Raw genomic sequence first — 14182 nt, 5'->3', positions numbered from 1 at the left:
GAAGAGCAGCGCTTGCGAATTTCCGGTCGTGAATTTTTGAATTCTATCTATCATCAGATAGATTTCCGGCCGTCGAAATACGTTCATGATGCTCCTCTTTCTAGCTATCTATCAGAAGATAGAATTCATGGCCCAATAAAAGAGGCGGCTAGCCGCCCCGTTTTACGGGCAAGAATACGTTACTGAGCCACGCGCCACATGGCTTCGACATCTTCGAGGCGCGACTTCGTGTGAAACAGCCGGCTCGCCAGCACGCTGCCCTGCAAGGCCGCGAACAGCGTACGCGCCGAGTTTTCGGGCTTGCCCCTCACGACCAGCGTGCCTTCTTTCGCGCCTTGAGCCAGCACCTCGGCCAGCCAGTTTTCGTTGGCGCGGAAAAACGCTTGCACAGCCTGACGCACGGTTTCCGGCAGCGACTCGATGTCGGCGGCCAGCATGCCGCACAGACAGATCTGGTTGCCGTCGCCCAGCGTCTTGCCGAAGAGCCGCGTGTACGTAGCGAGCTTTTCGCGCGCCGGGAGCGTAGCGTCGATCGATTGCAATCCCGCCATGACTTCACCGCTGTACTGGCTCACCGCTTCCAGCACCAGGTCGTCTTTCGACGGGAAGTAATAGTGGATGCTCGACGTTTTCACGCCCACCAACTCCGACAGGTCGCGATAGCTGAACCCGTTGTAGCCGCGCAGCATCATGAGGGTGATGGCGTGGTCGAGAACCTGCTCGCGCACTGTCAACTTCGTATCCATGGGCGCTAATGTATCTACTGGAAGATAGATTGTCAAGCGCCTCACGAAAAAATCTTCCGGTGCGCCGGGCGCGACCTCCTGGCCGCGTCCGGCGGGGCGACGTCAGATCCCGCGATGCCCGGCGCTGAAAATGAGGCGCAGGCCCAGCGCCCCAATCGCGCCGGCAGCAATGCGGTCGATCCAGCTCTTGGCGCGCAGATAAAGATCGCGCGGACGCTGGCTCGAAAAGCACAGCGCGACGACCGTGTACCAGCCGGTTTCGATCGCGAAGACGAGCGGCGGCAGCGCGAAGTAGCACCACAGCGGCGGGTTATGCGGCAGCAGCGCGACGAAGATGCCGCCGTAGGCAATGGCCGTTTTCGGGTTGCTCAACTGGGTGGTCAGGCCGCTCCAGTACGACTTGCCGGGGCGCTCGTCCGGTGTGGCCGTCCTGCTCACCGTGACGGGCGAGCCGGCGCCGCGCCAGATGCGCGAAGCGATGTAGAGCAAATAGGCGCCGCCTGCGATCTTGAGCGCGGCATACAGCCAGGCAACGGTGGCGAGCAGGGTGTAGAGCCCGGCGAGTGCGATGCCCGCGAAGCAGATTGCACCCGTGCCCATGCCCAGCGCAGTGGCGACGCCGTCGCGGCGCGAGAGACCGATCGAGTTGCGCGCGACGAGCACGAAGCTCGGGCCGGGACTCATGGCCCCGAGTAGAACAGCGAGGAGAATGCTGGCAACGGCGGCGAGGGGAGACATGCTGGCGGCTCCATGCAGGAGGGAATTTCGAACACTAACATGCGCGCGGATGCGCCGCGAGGGCTCCCCACGGGTGCCGCGTGATCGTGCCAGCCGCCTGAATAGTGCCTGGTTATCTTGAGCGATTGTGCTTGTCGCGCTCGCGATTCCAGTGGTGCAGCAGCACGCGCGTCTGTTCCGCGATGCTCACCTTCAGAAAATCGGCCTTCGCTCTGTCGATGTCGTCCCAGCCGAGCATCGTGAGCGTGGTGCGTCGCGCGATGAAGAAAAGCAGAAACTGCCCATACAGGCTGAACATGCGCACCACGGTGAGCGGATCGTAGGCCGGCATGCCGGTAATGCGTTCGAGCAGTTCCACGTTGATGGTGTTCAGCGGCGAGCGTACGCGCTCGCGCAGGATTTCCGAGCCGATCTCCGGTTCGCCGCCGCCCTGTTCGCGCGCGAAGAATAGACGCTGGTCCGGCCCGTGCTGCTTGACGAAGGAACGGTCGGCCACGGCCGACTGGATGTCGATGAAGGCGTCGATCAGCGCTTCGGTGTCCGCGTTGCGCGCGAGCGCTTCGCGTGCACGCAGCACGGCCGGCTCGAACGACTGCCACGATTCGTCGGCGATCGACTCTGCGCAGGCGCGGTAGAGGCCTTCCTTGTTCTCGAAGTAATACTGCAGCGCCGGCGCGTTCACGCCCGCGTGCGCGGCGATGTCGCGCGTGGAGGCGCCGTCGAAGCCGTGCTGCCCGAACAGGTTGATGGCCGCCTCGATGATCTTGCGACGTGTCTCGTCGCCACGCGCATAGCCTCCTTCGGGCGAACGTCGCAGTTTCTTACCTTCGCTCATGCATTTCCTTTCGTAACCCTGCGAAATATAACACTTGACACAGTTTTTCCAGGTGGAATAATTTTGCCGACTGGAATAAATTGAGAAACAACAACATGTCTACGACTGCAGGCGCGCCCGGACGCGACATGCCGGACGCCGCCGCTGCGCCTGCGCGGAGCGGCGCGAAACGAATCCTTCTGATCCTGCTGGGGCTGGCAGCGCTCGTCGCCGCAGCGGTGTGGCTGGGTCACTGGTGGGTTGTCGGGCGCTTCATCGAATCCACTGACGACGCCTATCTGCAGGCCGACAGCGTGACGATCGCCCCGAAGGTGAGCGGCTATGTGACGGACGTCTACGTGGCCGACAACCAGGCCGTGAAGGCGGGCGATCCGCTCGTGAAGCTCGACGCGCGGCAATATCAGGTGGCGCTCGACCAGGCGCAGGCCACCGTCGATGCGCGCACGGCGGACATCGAGCATGCGCAGGCGCAGATCGAGCAGCAGCGAGCGAACGTCGCCCAGACCCAGGCGCAGCAGGAAGTCGCCCAGGTGAGCCTGCGCCACGCGAACGACGAAGTGGCGCGCTACGCGCCGCTCGCGGCCACGGGTGCGGAAACGACCGAACGGCTTGCCGAACTCAAGAGCGAACGCGACAAGGCGCAAGCCACGCTCGCCGCCGACGCAGCCGCCGTCACGTCCGCGCGCTCGCAGATTTCGGCGCTGAACGCGCAGCTCTCGCAGGCCCGTGCGCAGCTCGAGGCGGCGCGTGCGAACGCCGCGCAGTCGCAACTCGACCTCGACAACACCGTGGTAAAGAGCGCGCTGGCGGGCCGGGTGGGCGACCGCACCGTGCGCGTGGGCCAGTACGTGCAGCCGGGCACGCGCATGCTGACCGTCGTGCCGGTGCAGCGCACGTACCTCACGGCGAACTTCAAGGAAACGCAGATCGGCCGCATGCGCGCGGGCCAGCCCGTGGAACTGCACGTCGACGCGTTGCCCGGCCACACGCTGCACGGCGTGGTGGACAGCTTCTCGCCGGGTACGGGCGCGCAGTTCGCGCTCTTGCCGCCTGAGAACGCCACCGGCAACTTCACGAAGATCGTGCAGCGCGTGCCGGTGCGCATCCGCCTCGAAACCGGGCCTGAAACGCGCAGCGTGCTGCTGCCGGGCATGTCGGTGACGGTCGATGTCGACACGCGCTCCGCGCGTGAGGACGACCGCCGTATCGACCAAGAGAACCACCGTGGCTAATACGGCTCGCGCAGCGGTGCCGCATCCGCATGGCGAGCGCGCGAGCGTGGCCGACTGGATCGCCGTCGCGGCGGGTGCGCTTGGCGCGTTGATGGCCACGCTCGACATCTCCATCACGAACTCGGCGCTGCCGCAGATCCAGGGGCAGATTGGCGCCACGGGCACCGAGGGCACGTGGATCTCCACGGGCTATCTGATGTCCGAAATCGTGATGATTCCGCTCGCCGCATGGCTCACGCGGGTGTTCGGACTGCGAAATTTCCTGCTCGCGAACTCGGCGCTCTTCATCGCCTTTTCGATGATGTGCGGCTGGTCGAATACGCTCGGCATGATGATCGCCGGGCGCATTGGCCAGGGTTTCACGGGCGGCGCGATGATCCCTACCGGCCAGACCATCATCCGCACGCGACTGCCGCTTTCGCAGCTGCCCGTGGGCATGACGGTGTTCGGTCTGATCGTGCTGCTCGGTCCGCTGCTCGGGCCCGTGGTGGGCGGCTGGCTCGCGGAAAACATCAGCTGGAGCTGGTGCTTCTTCATCAATTTGCCGGTGTGTCTCGCGCTCATCACGCTGCTTCTGGTCGGGCTCGAACCCGACCGGCCGCACTGGGAAGCCTTTCTCAAGGCGGACTGGCTCGGCATTGCCGGGCTGGCAGTGGGCCTGAGTTCGCTGACCGTCGTGCTCGAAGAGGGCCAGCGCGAACGCTGGTTCGAATCGAGCTTCATCGTCACGCTCACGTGGGTCTCGCTCGCGGGCATGGTGCTCATCGCGCTTTCGCAGTTCACCGCGAAAAAGCCCATTCTGCGTCTGTCGCTCATGCGCAATCCGCGCTATGCGAGCGTCATCATCATCGTGTTCGCGGTGGGCGCCGGGCTTTATGGCATTTCGTACCTGCTGCCGCAGTTTCTGAGCCTCGTTGCCGGCTACAACGCGCAGCAGTCCGGCGCGATCATGCTGCTTTCGGGGCTGCCCGCGTTCCTCGTCATGCCGATTCTGCCGCGCTTGCTGGGCAAGGTGGACTTTCGCATCCTGGTGGTGTCCGGGTTGCTGCTCTTCACGCTGAGCTGCATGCTCGACATTTCGCTCACGGCGCAGAGCGTCGGTCACGATTTCGTCTGGTCGCAGCTCGTGCGCGGCGTGGCGCAAATGCTCGCGATGATGCCGCTGAACCAGGCCTCGATGGCGGCGGTGTCGCGCGAAGATTCCGGGGACGCGGCCGGTCTCTACAACATGGCGCGTAATCTGGGCGGCTCGGTGGGGCTTGCGATCATCGGCACGCTCATCGACAGGCGCGAGGCGTTCCACACGGCCGTGCTGCGCGAATCGCTCAGCGCCAATTCGGTCATCGGCCAGGAACGTGTGGCCGCGAGCGCGGCCAACTGGTTCACGCAGACGGGCGACATGGCGCATTCGCAACTGCAGGCGCTCGGCCAGATCGCGGCGCAGATCACGCAGCAATCGATGGTCATCACGTACTCCGAAACATTCTGGGTGCTCGGCATCGCGCTGGCGACGTGCGTGCCGCTCGCGCTCCTGCTCAAGAAGCCGCAGCCCGGCGCACAAGCGTCGTCTGGCGGCCACTGAAGATTATCACTGACTCATGACGGCAACCCGTTACTCCCGAATCTCCTACGCCGCGCTGAGCGCGTTCGCCGCTGCCTGCGCGCTCGCCGCCTGCACCGTCGGCCCCGACTATCGCGGCGCACCGGCTGTCGCGCCGGAAGCGGCGAACGCCGCTTCGTTTCTGCGCACGCCGGCGCAAGGCGTGACGCCCGCGCGGGCACCGAGCCAATGGTGGCTCGCGCTGAACGACCCGCAACTGAACACGCTGATCGAAGCGGCGCTCGCCCACAATCCCGATGTGCGCGCGGCGCAGGCGCGTTTGCGCGCCTCGCGCGCGCAGCTGCAGCAGCAACGCGCCGCCGAACTGCCGAAGGTCGGCGCGAGCGCGGCGGCGATCCGCATGCGCCAGCCGGACCTGAGTGCCTTGACATCGTCGAGCAGCAGCTCGGGTCAGGGTGGCTCTTCCGGTGGCGGTCCGATCACGTTCTATACGGCGGGGTTCGACGCCTCGTGGGAAATCGACCTGTTCGGCGGCACGCGGCGCGCCGTGGAAGCGGCGAGCGATGAGGCCGACGCCGTGGACGCCGATCTTGCGGACACCCAGGTATCGCTCGCGGCCGAAGTCGCGCAAGCCTACATCGACCTGCGCGACGAGCAGCAGCGCCTCGCCATCGCGCAACGCACGGCGCAACTGCAGCAGGAGATGCTCACGCTCACCGAGCAGCGCCGCGCGGGAGGCACGGCGGCCGAGGTGGACGTGGAGCGGCTCACCACCCAGGTGGAAAACACGCGCTCGACGATTACGCCGCTTGCGGCGCAAGTCGAAATATCGCTGGATCAACTGGCGGTGCTCACCGGCCAGGCGCCAGGCGCGCTGGACGCGGAACTGGCAACGGTGCAGCCGCTGCCCACGATGCCCGCAAGCGTGCCCGTGAGCGATCCCACCACGATGCTCGCGCAGCGCCCCGATATTCGCGCGGCGGAGCGGCGCCTCGCCTCGAGCAACGCGCAGATCGGCGAGCACGTGGCGGACTTCCTGCCCAAGCTCACGCTGTTCGGCGACCTCGGCTTTTCGGCCGCGGAGCCGGGGCACCTGTTCCGCAAGAGCAATTTCAGCTGGGTGGGGGCGCCGTATCTGCAGTGGAACGTGTTCGACTTCGGGCGCACGCTGGGCGCGGTGCACGGCGCGCAAGCTTCGCGTGACGAAGCCGAAGCGCATTACGAAAAGGCCGTGCTTGCGGCACTGCAGGACGCGAACGCGTCGCTCTCGCGCTATGGCTATCAGCGCGAGCATCTGGTGACCTTGCAGAAGGTGCAGGTTTCCGCCGAGCGCTCCGCGACGCTCATGCGCCAGCGCTATCGCGCGGGGGCGTCGAGCCTCGTCGATCTGCTCGACACGCAGCGCACGGAATTCGCCGCGCAGCAGAACGTGGTGTCGGGCCAGGCCGATTTGCTCAAGGACTTCGTGTCGCTGCAGAAGAGCCTGGGTCTCGGCTGGCAGACCACCGCGACGGCCACGGCGGCGACCGCCGCTACGCCGGGCTAATCGGGTTCGGCAGGCGCGTGCTCGTGCGCGGCCGGCTCGCGATAGCCGAGCCGCGCCGAGATTGCCGCGCCCGCGCGCTTGAGCAGGGCGACGTAGTGCGCTTTCGTGTCCGCGCCGCAGCGCATGGTCGGAAACGAGATGGAGAGGCCGGCGATCACGTGGCCGAAACGGTCGAACACCGGCACCGCCAGGCACTGCAAACCGTCTTCCTGCTCTTCGTTGTCTTCGCCGTAGCCTTGCTCGCGCACATGCGGAAGAATGTTCAGCACTGCGGGCAATCTCGATCGCGATCTGCGCGAACTGTTCGGCCGCTGCGTGCATCCGCTCATTCCGTTCTTTGGCTTTGCGCTTGGTAACGGCATCGATCTCAACGTGATCGTCACGAGCGGCATCCCGGGCGTGTTGCTTGGCCTTGGCGTCATCGTCGTGACCGGCATTCCGCTGATTCTTGCCGATCGCCTGATCGCAGGCGGCAACGGTGCGGCGGGGCTCGCGGCTTCGTCCACGGCTGGTGCGGCGGTAGCGAATCCGGCCATCATCGGCGAGATGATTCCGCGTTTCAAGCCGCTCGTGCCGGCGGCAACGGCGATGGTCGCCACCGCCTGCCTCGTGACCGCGATCCTCGTGCCGATGCTCACGGCGCTGTGGGCGCGCCGCCGCAGCGCGCGCGATGCGCTGCTTCAGGAACTCATGGAACCGCCCGTGCCGCCCGTGGCGGGGCGCGACGCGCACGTCTGATTCACAGGCGAGGTTCCCGCGCGCTTTGCACGCGCAGGAACCTTGCGTCAGCTGCGTGCCTCGCCGCGCGCCATGCTGGCGAGCACGCCGTCACGGCGAATGAGCGCGTGAAAGAGCGCGGCGCCCAGATGCAACAGCACGGTCGCGTAGAGCGCCATGGCAAGCCACGTATGCGCGGCGCGCAGCCATGCATAGAGCGTGACGTCATGCGGCACGATCGGCGGCAGGTGCACGCCGCCGAACATCACGATCGGATAGCCGCCCGCCGATAGCATCGACCAGCCGATCAGCGGCATGGCGATCATCAATGCGTAGAGCACGAGATGCGAGGCGTGAGCGCCGAGGCGCTGCCAGATGGGCAGATCGGCGGGCAAGGGCGGCGCGCCGCGCGTGAGCCGTACGGCCAGGCGCAGGAGCACGAGCGCGAGCAGCGCGATACCTAACGGGCGGTGGAGCGCGAGCAGGGTGTCATGCAGCCGCGAGACGGTCGATACCATCCCCACGCCGACGAACAGCATCGTGACGATCAGGACTGCCATCGACCAATGCAGCAGGCGCTGGAGTGCGCTGAAGTGCTGGCCCGGTTGTTTCATGGCTGCGCGCCTCCATGCGTTTGCGCGAGGTTGGCTTCTTCACGCGTGCGTCGATTGAACGAAACGGCATACGCTGCCGAACGGGCGGCGAGCAAGGGGTCGTCCGAAGGCTTCAGGCCGTTGGGCAGGATGGTCGGATCGTAGTTCACGTCGCGGCACATGCCGTTGGCTTGCGGTTCGGCGCGCTGCAAGACCAGGATGCCGGCGTCGATCTGCTGGCGGTCCGCGGCCCATGACTGCGTGGCGTCGTTCGTCGGGTCGCCGGGTGCGGCGACCGTGAGCACAAGATGCCAGCGTAACGGGGTCGCTGCGGGCCCTCCGGCGAAACGCGTGGTGAAGTCGTCGGCGAGGAAATTCGGATCGGCTTTTTCTGCCGGCGTTTGCGGTGCATAAGCCACTTCGGGCACGCTCTGCCAGCGCACGGCATGCTGGTTACCGGCGGCATCGGTCGCGATGAACGCGTTGACGCTGTAGAACGCCGTGTTCGCGAAACTGGAGGAGGGCGGGTGCGCCTTCAGCCACTGGCGGAACGGCAGCGTTTCCGGGTTCGCCTGGAAGAAGGCGGCGAGCTTCGCGGGGTCGGGCTTGCCCGTTGCCGGATCCGGTTTCGAGGCGACCAGCTGGCTATAGAACTGCTTCGGGGTGCGAACGACGAAGATCGGTACGGAATTCATGCCGGTGCGCCACTGCTCGCCGTCCTGCAACTGGAACAGCAGCGCCATGCTGCGCACGGGCGTGCTCGCGTCCGGCGCGCCAGGGTTGCTGCCGGGAATGGCGAAGCGTCCGATCACGGGCGTGCGTCCGGGTGCGAACACCGCCGCGCGCGAGACCTGCGCGCCGTTGCCGTTGCTTTCGAACCAGCCTTCCACGCAGAACCCCTTGGCGTGATTGCGCCGATAACCCGTATGGATGCCGTAGTTCGACTCGAACGTATTGATGATATGCGGCGCGGTGATGCGCTTCGGCGTGAGCCAGCCCGCCGTCCATGCAAATGCCGCGCCAGCGCAACCCACCACCACCGCAATCGCCGCGAGCCGGCACGGCACGCAGATCGGGGCGCGGTTCACGGGCGGGCTCCCGTGTGCGCGCGCTGCAACGCAAGCGAAAGCGCAATCTGTGCGAGTGTATGCATGATGAATCCAGTCGATGGCCCGAGGGCCGTTACTGGCGTCAACAACACCTCACTGCGTTTTATTCCATGCGTGAAGCGAATTCGTGCAACCATGCCCGGGCGATCGTGCTTACAGTGCTGAAAGCGTTGGGCAGGCCAGGTGCCCGAAGGAGAGAGCGATGCTGACTGGCGGCTGTTTATGCGGCAAGGTCCGCTACCAGATTTCGGCTGCGCCGGTTGGCAGCACGGTATGCCATTGCGTGGATTGCCGGCGCGCAACGGGCGCGCCGTTCGTCGGCTGGCTCAGCGTGCCGTGGAGTGCGTTCCGGCTCGTTGCGGGCGCAACCAAAACGCATGCGTCGAGTCCGGGTGTCGAGCGCGCGTTCTGCGCCGATTGCGGCACGCCTCTCACCTACCGGCATGCGGCGTTCGCGGGCGAGATCGACGTCGCGACCGGCACGCTCGATCGTCCCGACGACGCGCCGCCCGACAATCACAGCTGGACCTCGCAAAAGCTGGCCTGGGTGCAACTCGCGGACGGCTTGCCGCAATATCCGCGTGCGCTTCCCGGACCGTAAGCCGGAAAAGCGCGCGTTGTCAGCGTGCAGCGATCAACGATGCTCGGTAACGAACTTCGTGACGAGATAGGCTTCCATCGCCTCGCTGCCGCCTTCCGAGCCGTAACCCGAATCCTTCACGCCGCCGAACGGCGTTTCCGGCAGGGCGAGGCCGTGATGGTTGATCGACAGCATGCCGGTTTCCACGTCGTCGGAGAGTGCGGCCGAGGTCGCGCTCGAACGCGTGTAGGCATACGCGGCGAGACCGTACGGCAGACGGTTCGCTTCGACGATCGCGTCCTTGTAGCTCGAGAAACGCGAGATCGGCGCGATCGGGCCAAACGGCTCTTCGTTCATGATGCGCGCGGAGAGCGGCACGTCGGTGAGCACGGTCGGCGCGAAGAAGTAGCCTTCGCGGCCCACGCGCTCGCCGCCCGTCAGCACCTTCGCGCCCTGTTCGCGCGCGTCGGCCACGAGACGTTCCATGGCGGCGAGGCGGCGGTCGTTCGCGAGCGGGCCCATCTGCACGCCGTCTTCGAGACCGTTGCCTACCTTGATCGCGCGCGTCGTCGCGACGAAGTGCTCGACGAACTCGTCATACGCGGCGTCTTCCACCATGAAGCGCGTGGGCGAGATGCAAACCTGACCCGCGTTGCGGAACTTCGCGCTCGCGAGCAGCTTCGCGGCGCGCGGCACGTCGGCGTCGGCGAACACGATGGCGGGGGCGTGGCCGCCCAGTTCCATCGTCGCGCGCTTCATGTGCTCGCCGGCCTTCGAGGCGAGCAGCTTACCCACCGGCGTCGAGCCCGTGAACGAGATCTTGCGGATCGCCGGATGCGCGATCAGGTACGACGACACTTCCGAAGGCACGCCGAACACGAGGTTCAGCACGCCTGCGGGCAGGCCCGCGTCGGCGAACACCTTCACGAGTTCGGCGCAGCTGGCCGGCGTTTCTTCCGGTCCCTTGAGCACGACGGTACAGCCCGAGGCGAGCGCGGCCGACACCTTGCGCACGGCCTGGTTGAGCGGGAAGTTCCAGGGCGTGAACGCGGCGACCGGACCCACCGGCTCGCGCGTGACGATCTGGCGAACGGCGTCCGAACGCGACGGGATCACGCGGCCGTACGTGCGGCGGCCTTCTTCGGCGAACCAGTCGATCGTGTCGCCGCCTGCGAGCGTTTCGAGCTTCGCTTCGCCAAACGGCTTGCCCTGCTCGCGCGTCATGATCGCGGCGATGTCGTCTGCGCGATCGCGCAGCAGTTGCGCGGCGCGGCGCATGAGCTTGCTGCGCTCGAGCGGCGAGACCTTGCGCCATTCGCGGAAGGCGCGCTCGGCTGCGGTGGCCGCATCCGAAAGGTCCTGCTCGCTTGCGAGGCTCAGGCGGCCGATTTCCGCTTCGGTCGCGGGGTCGATCACAGCAATCGTCTTCGCGCCGGCGCGCCATGCGCCGTCGATGTAGATCTGGGTGTTGGGATAGGGCTTCACGCTGGAACTCATGATGGGACGATCCTTTTCAACGGTTCAACGACAGGCTCCCGCCGCGCGCACGGCAAAGCGCGCAGGCGGGAGCCGGAAAATGCGGAGCGCCCATTGTGCCACTGGTTCGCAGATGCTGCAGGGCGTGCCATTGCGAAGGATACGTTGGCCCTTTTTAACCCACACTATGAGAAGGAACGGATCCTCTGCGCAAAGGCAAAAAAAAGCGGCGCCCGAAGGCGCCGCAAATAGGGAAACAGAAAAGGAATCGTCAGGCCATGTCTCGCGTCGGGCTCAGCTCAGCTTCGTGACCGGCGCAACGGCCGCGGGGTCGCTGATGCTCGGCCGGCCGTTCTCGATGTGTCCGGCGAAGCGCCAGGCGAACGTGGCGTCGTCGCGGCTCGTGACCGTGAGGTCGTACCAGTGATGGCTCGCGGCGAGGACCCAGACTTCGTCGACTTGAGCGCCGGCCGGCACGACCACGTTGCGCTCGTGCGCGCCATAGGCGTTGTCGCTCACGTTCAGGTGCGCGACGCTGCTGCCCGCGTTCGAGAACCTGAGGAAGAGGTTGCCGTTGGCCACGTCGTAGTGCGCAGTCACGGCAGGCGCCGGTGCGCGGCCAGACTTGCCCGGACCCGATTGCGCGGCCGTACCCGCAAAGCGGCGCAGGAAGCCGTTCGGGCCATGCACCTCGAACGCATAGACGCCGTTCGTCACGCTCAGGTCCCACGTGTCGTCGAGCGACTTGCCCGCTTCGACCGTATAGCGCCACGGGCCGTCACTGCGGTTCGTGCCGTACACGTAGAAGTGCGCGCCCTGACGGCCCTTGTTCGCGAACGTGATCGAAAGCGTGTTGTTCTGCGCTTCGGGCTTCGCGTTCACATGAAGCTCGTAGGGCAGCGCGCGCGCGTAGCGCACGCCGGGCTCCTGCGCGTCGATCGGCAGCGGCGTGGCCGGCACCGTGGGCGCCGAGTTGGCCGAGCACTGGTTGTCGGCGAGCGTCATGTAGTTGCTCGTGTCGGGCAGCGTGGGCATCGTGGCGTCGGGCGTGCGGAAGTCGAAGCACGTGGTGAGGTCGCCGCACACCGCGCGGCGCCACGCCGTGATGTTGGGCTCCTGCACGCCGAAACGTGCCTCGATGAAGCGGATCACCGAAGTGTGATCGAACACCTGCGAGCAGACGAAGCCACCCTTGGTCCACGGCGAGACGACCGTCATCGGCACACGCGGTCCGAGGCCGTAGGGCAGGCCGTCTGCGGTGTACTTGCCGCCGCGCAGCGGGTTGACCACGTTGTGGATCTCGCCGTCCACGCTCACCGTCGACTTGCCCTGCGTAGACGTCGTGGGCGGCTGCGGCGGCACGATATGGTCGAAGAAGCCATCGTTCTCGTCATACATGATGAAGAGCACGGTCTTGCTCCACACGTCGGGGTTCGACGTCAGCGCTTCGATGATCTGCGAGGTGTATTCCGCGCCATAGGCCGGCGTGTACTTCGGGTGCTCCGAGAACGCCGCCGGCGGCAGCAGCCACGAGACTTGCGGCAAATTGTTCTGGAGTACGTCGTTTTTCAGGTCGGCGATGGTGCGCGCCGTTTGCGCGCGCTGATAGAGCGCCGAGCCGGGCTGCGCGTTGATGAAGTTCGCGAAGTTCTGCAGGATGTTCGTGCCGTAGTTGCCGTTCAGCGGGTCGCTGCCGTTCGTGCCCTGCTGGTAGATCTGCCAGGAGATGCCGGCGGCCTGCAGGCGCTCGGGGTAGGTCGTCCACGAAAGCAGTTGATACGTGGGCGGCACGTCGCCGTCCACGAAGTCGTTGTTATCGAGCAGCGGGCCGCCCATCGTGCCGGTCGGATCGACCATGCCGGTCATGAGATACGACCGGTTCGGGTGCGTCGGGCCAGGCAGCGAGCAGAAGTAGTTGTCGCACACCGTGAAGGCGTCGGCCAGCGCGTAGTGGAACGGGATGTCCGCGCGCAGGTAATAGCCCATCGTCATGTCGGTCTTGTACTGCGGCCACTGGTTGTACAGACCGTTGTTGATCGCGTACTGCGTGGGGTACCACGAGTGGTCGAGGTCGCCCACGCATTGCGCGCTCGTCTTGAACGTATCGAGGTGGAACGGCAGCACGGGCTTCGTGGCGTCTTCCTTCGACGGCTGATACCACACCGGCAGGCCGCCCGGCAGCGCAATGGGCAGGCGGTCGTTATAGCCGCGCACGCCGCGCATATGGCCGAAGTAGTGGTCGAACGAACGGTTCTCCTGCATGAACACGACGATGTGCTCGACATCGCGGATCGTGCCCGTGCGCGAATTGGCCGGAATGGCCAGCGCATTGCGGATCGACTCGGGAAGAACGGTCATCGCTGCGGCGGCGGCGCCCGATTGCGCGACGGTCTGCAGGAAACGGCGACGGCTGTTTAACGTCATTGTTGCTCACCTTTCTGCTTGGGGTTGGAGTGTCGTGCCCGACGGTGTACTGGCCCACGGGCACGCAGGTGCAATGCTTCAATGGCTGGACGTTGCGGGACTGCTTGAATCGTTGCCGTTGTTGGCCTGGGTCTGCGCGCTGTCTCGAGGCGCGTAGCTCAAGACTGGCGTGACCTGGTCGCTGTCGGCGGCGAGGCTGGCCTGTGCGCCTTGCACGGGGTCGCTCGCGGTGTTCGCGGCAGTGGCCGCGTTCGCGCCATAAGCGGGTGTGGCGCTCGGGTTCGTCGAGGCGTTCGCCGATGTGCTCGCCGAAGTGTTCGTGTCGGCCGTTGGCAACGGCATTATCCGCGCGCTATTCGCCAACGCCGATTGCGTTGCGGCGCTCTGGCTTTCCGATGTATCCGGCGTCGACGAAGCCGCCGACGTGCCGTAGCCCGGGCCGCATGCATCGAGCATGATGGTTGCGAGTACAACGATCGCCGCGGTCGGCAAGGTCGTCGACACGCGGTTGGGAAGGCGTATTCTCATGGGCGCATCCGTTCTGTGGGGATGGGTCGCGCACAGTTTCGCCGTCGATGAAGAAAGAATTGTGAAACGCACGAAAACGTTTGCAGGCGATGAATTT

12 protein-coding genes and 2 pseudogenes are annotated in these 14182 nt (G+C 65.8%); 5 read left to right on the top strand and 9 right to left on the bottom strand.

All coding sequences use genetic code 11. The annotated features are described in order from the left end of the window. Positions 1-179: 179 nt before the first annotated feature. From M3I56_RS28230 to M3I56_RS28220, 3 genes are all read right to left on the bottom strand, one after another. A complete protein-coding gene (locus tag M3I56_RS28230; protein ID WP_254356758.1) occupies positions 180-746 on the bottom strand; it encodes a TetR/AcrR family transcriptional regulator in 567 nt (188 codons plus the stop codon). A gap of 102 nt (positions 747-848) precedes the next feature. Next, positions 849-1484, bottom strand: a complete 636-nt coding sequence (locus tag M3I56_RS28225; RefSeq protein ID WP_254356757.1) for a LysE family translocator — start codon at positions 1482-1484, stop codon at positions 849-851. A 112-nt stretch (positions 1485-1596) separates the two neighbouring features. Further along, positions 1597-2319 (bottom strand): CerR family C-terminal domain-containing protein, encoded by a 723-nt coding sequence (locus M3I56_RS28220; protein WP_254356756.1) that lies wholly within the window; start codon positions 2317-2319, stop codon positions 1597-1599. Positions 2320-2414: 95 nt separating this feature from the next. On the opposite strand from M3I56_RS28220, the gene M3I56_RS28215 reads away from it, so the two are divergent. Genes M3I56_RS28215 through M3I56_RS28205 form a run of 3 tightly spaced genes read left to right on the top strand, consistent with a single transcriptional unit; the run spans position 2415 to position 6658 of the window. After that, on the top strand, positions 2415-3551 hold the full coding sequence (locus M3I56_RS28215) for an HlyD family secretion protein (RefSeq protein WP_375541806.1): 1137 nt from the start codon (positions 2415-2417) through the stop codon (positions 3549-3551). Next, on the top strand, positions 3487-5133 hold the full coding sequence (locus M3I56_RS28210; RefSeq protein WP_254356755.1) for an MDR family MFS transporter: 1647 nt from the start codon (positions 3487-3489) through the stop codon (positions 5131-5133). The genes M3I56_RS28215 and M3I56_RS28210 overlap by 65 nt, the downstream gene beginning before the upstream one ends. A gap of 16 nt (positions 5134-5149) precedes the next feature. Next, positions 5150-6658, top strand: coding sequence for an efflux transporter outer membrane subunit (locus tag M3I56_RS28205; RefSeq protein ID WP_254356754.1), 1509 nt, complete (start codon positions 5150-5152; stop codon positions 6656-6658). Here M3I56_RS28205 and M3I56_RS28200 read toward each other — a convergent pair. Next, positions 6655-6930: pseudogene (locus tag M3I56_RS28200) on the bottom strand (IclR family transcriptional regulator C-terminal domain-containing protein); the annotation flags it as partial. The gene M3I56_RS28205 and the pseudogene M3I56_RS28200 sit on opposite strands and share 4 nt — an antisense overlap. Between M3I56_RS28200 and M3I56_RS28195 the strand changes: the two are divergent. Beyond that, positions 6926-7396, top strand: a pseudogene (locus M3I56_RS28195) (2-keto-3-deoxygluconate permease); the annotation flags it as partial. The pseudogenes M3I56_RS28200 and M3I56_RS28195 sit on opposite strands and share 5 nt — an antisense overlap. 47 nt (positions 7397-7443) lie before the next feature. On the opposite strand, the gene M3I56_RS28190 reads toward M3I56_RS28195, so the two are convergent. Both M3I56_RS28190 and M3I56_RS28185 read right to left on the bottom strand, forming a co-directional pair. Further along, positions 7444-7989 carry a cytochrome b gene (locus M3I56_RS28190; protein WP_254356753.1) on the bottom strand — a complete coding sequence of 182 codons (546 nt, stop codon included), beginning with the start codon at positions 7987-7989 and terminating at the stop codon, positions 7444-7446. Next, positions 7986-9056 (bottom strand): catalase family peroxidase, encoded by a 1071-nt coding sequence (locus M3I56_RS28185; protein WP_309249194.1) that lies wholly within the window; start codon positions 9054-9056, stop codon positions 7986-7988. The genes M3I56_RS28190 and M3I56_RS28185 overlap by 4 nt, the downstream gene beginning before the upstream one ends. A 223-nt stretch (positions 9057-9279) precedes the next feature. Between M3I56_RS28185 and M3I56_RS28180 the strand changes: the two genes are divergently transcribed. Further along, entirely contained in the window at positions 9280-9678 is a 399-nt protein-coding gene (locus M3I56_RS28180) for a GFA family protein (RefSeq protein WP_254356752.1), read from the top strand. Positions 9679-9711: 33 nt separating this feature from the next. Here M3I56_RS28180 and M3I56_RS28175 read toward each other — a convergent pair whose 3' ends face one another. The 3 genes from M3I56_RS28175 to M3I56_RS28165 all read right to left on the bottom strand — a co-directional run bounded on the left by M3I56_RS28175 (position 9712) and on the right by M3I56_RS28165 (position 14085). Then, positions 9712-11154, bottom strand: coding sequence for an NAD-dependent succinate-semialdehyde dehydrogenase (locus M3I56_RS28175; protein WP_254356751.1), 1443 nt, complete (start codon positions 11152-11154; stop codon positions 9712-9714). A gap of 273 nt (positions 11155-11427) precedes the next feature. Continuing rightward, complete coding sequence (locus M3I56_RS28170; RefSeq protein ID WP_254356750.1) at positions 11428-13557, bottom strand: phosphocholine-specific phospholipase C; 2130 nt, start codon at positions 13555-13557, stop codon at positions 11428-11430. 78 nt (positions 13558-13635) lie between these two features. After that, positions 13636-14085, bottom strand: a complete 450-nt coding sequence (locus tag M3I56_RS28165; RefSeq protein WP_254356749.1) for a hypothetical protein — start codon at positions 14083-14085, stop codon at positions 13636-13638. Positions 14086-14182: the final 97 nt, after the last annotated feature.

Source organism: Paraburkholderia sp. CNPSo 3281 (assembly GCF_024206515.1).
GTDB classification, from domain to species: Bacteria; Pseudomonadota; Gammaproteobacteria; order Burkholderiales; family Burkholderiaceae; genus Paraburkholderia; species Paraburkholderia nodosa.
This window is presented reverse-complemented; position numbering and strand designations above follow the sequence as displayed.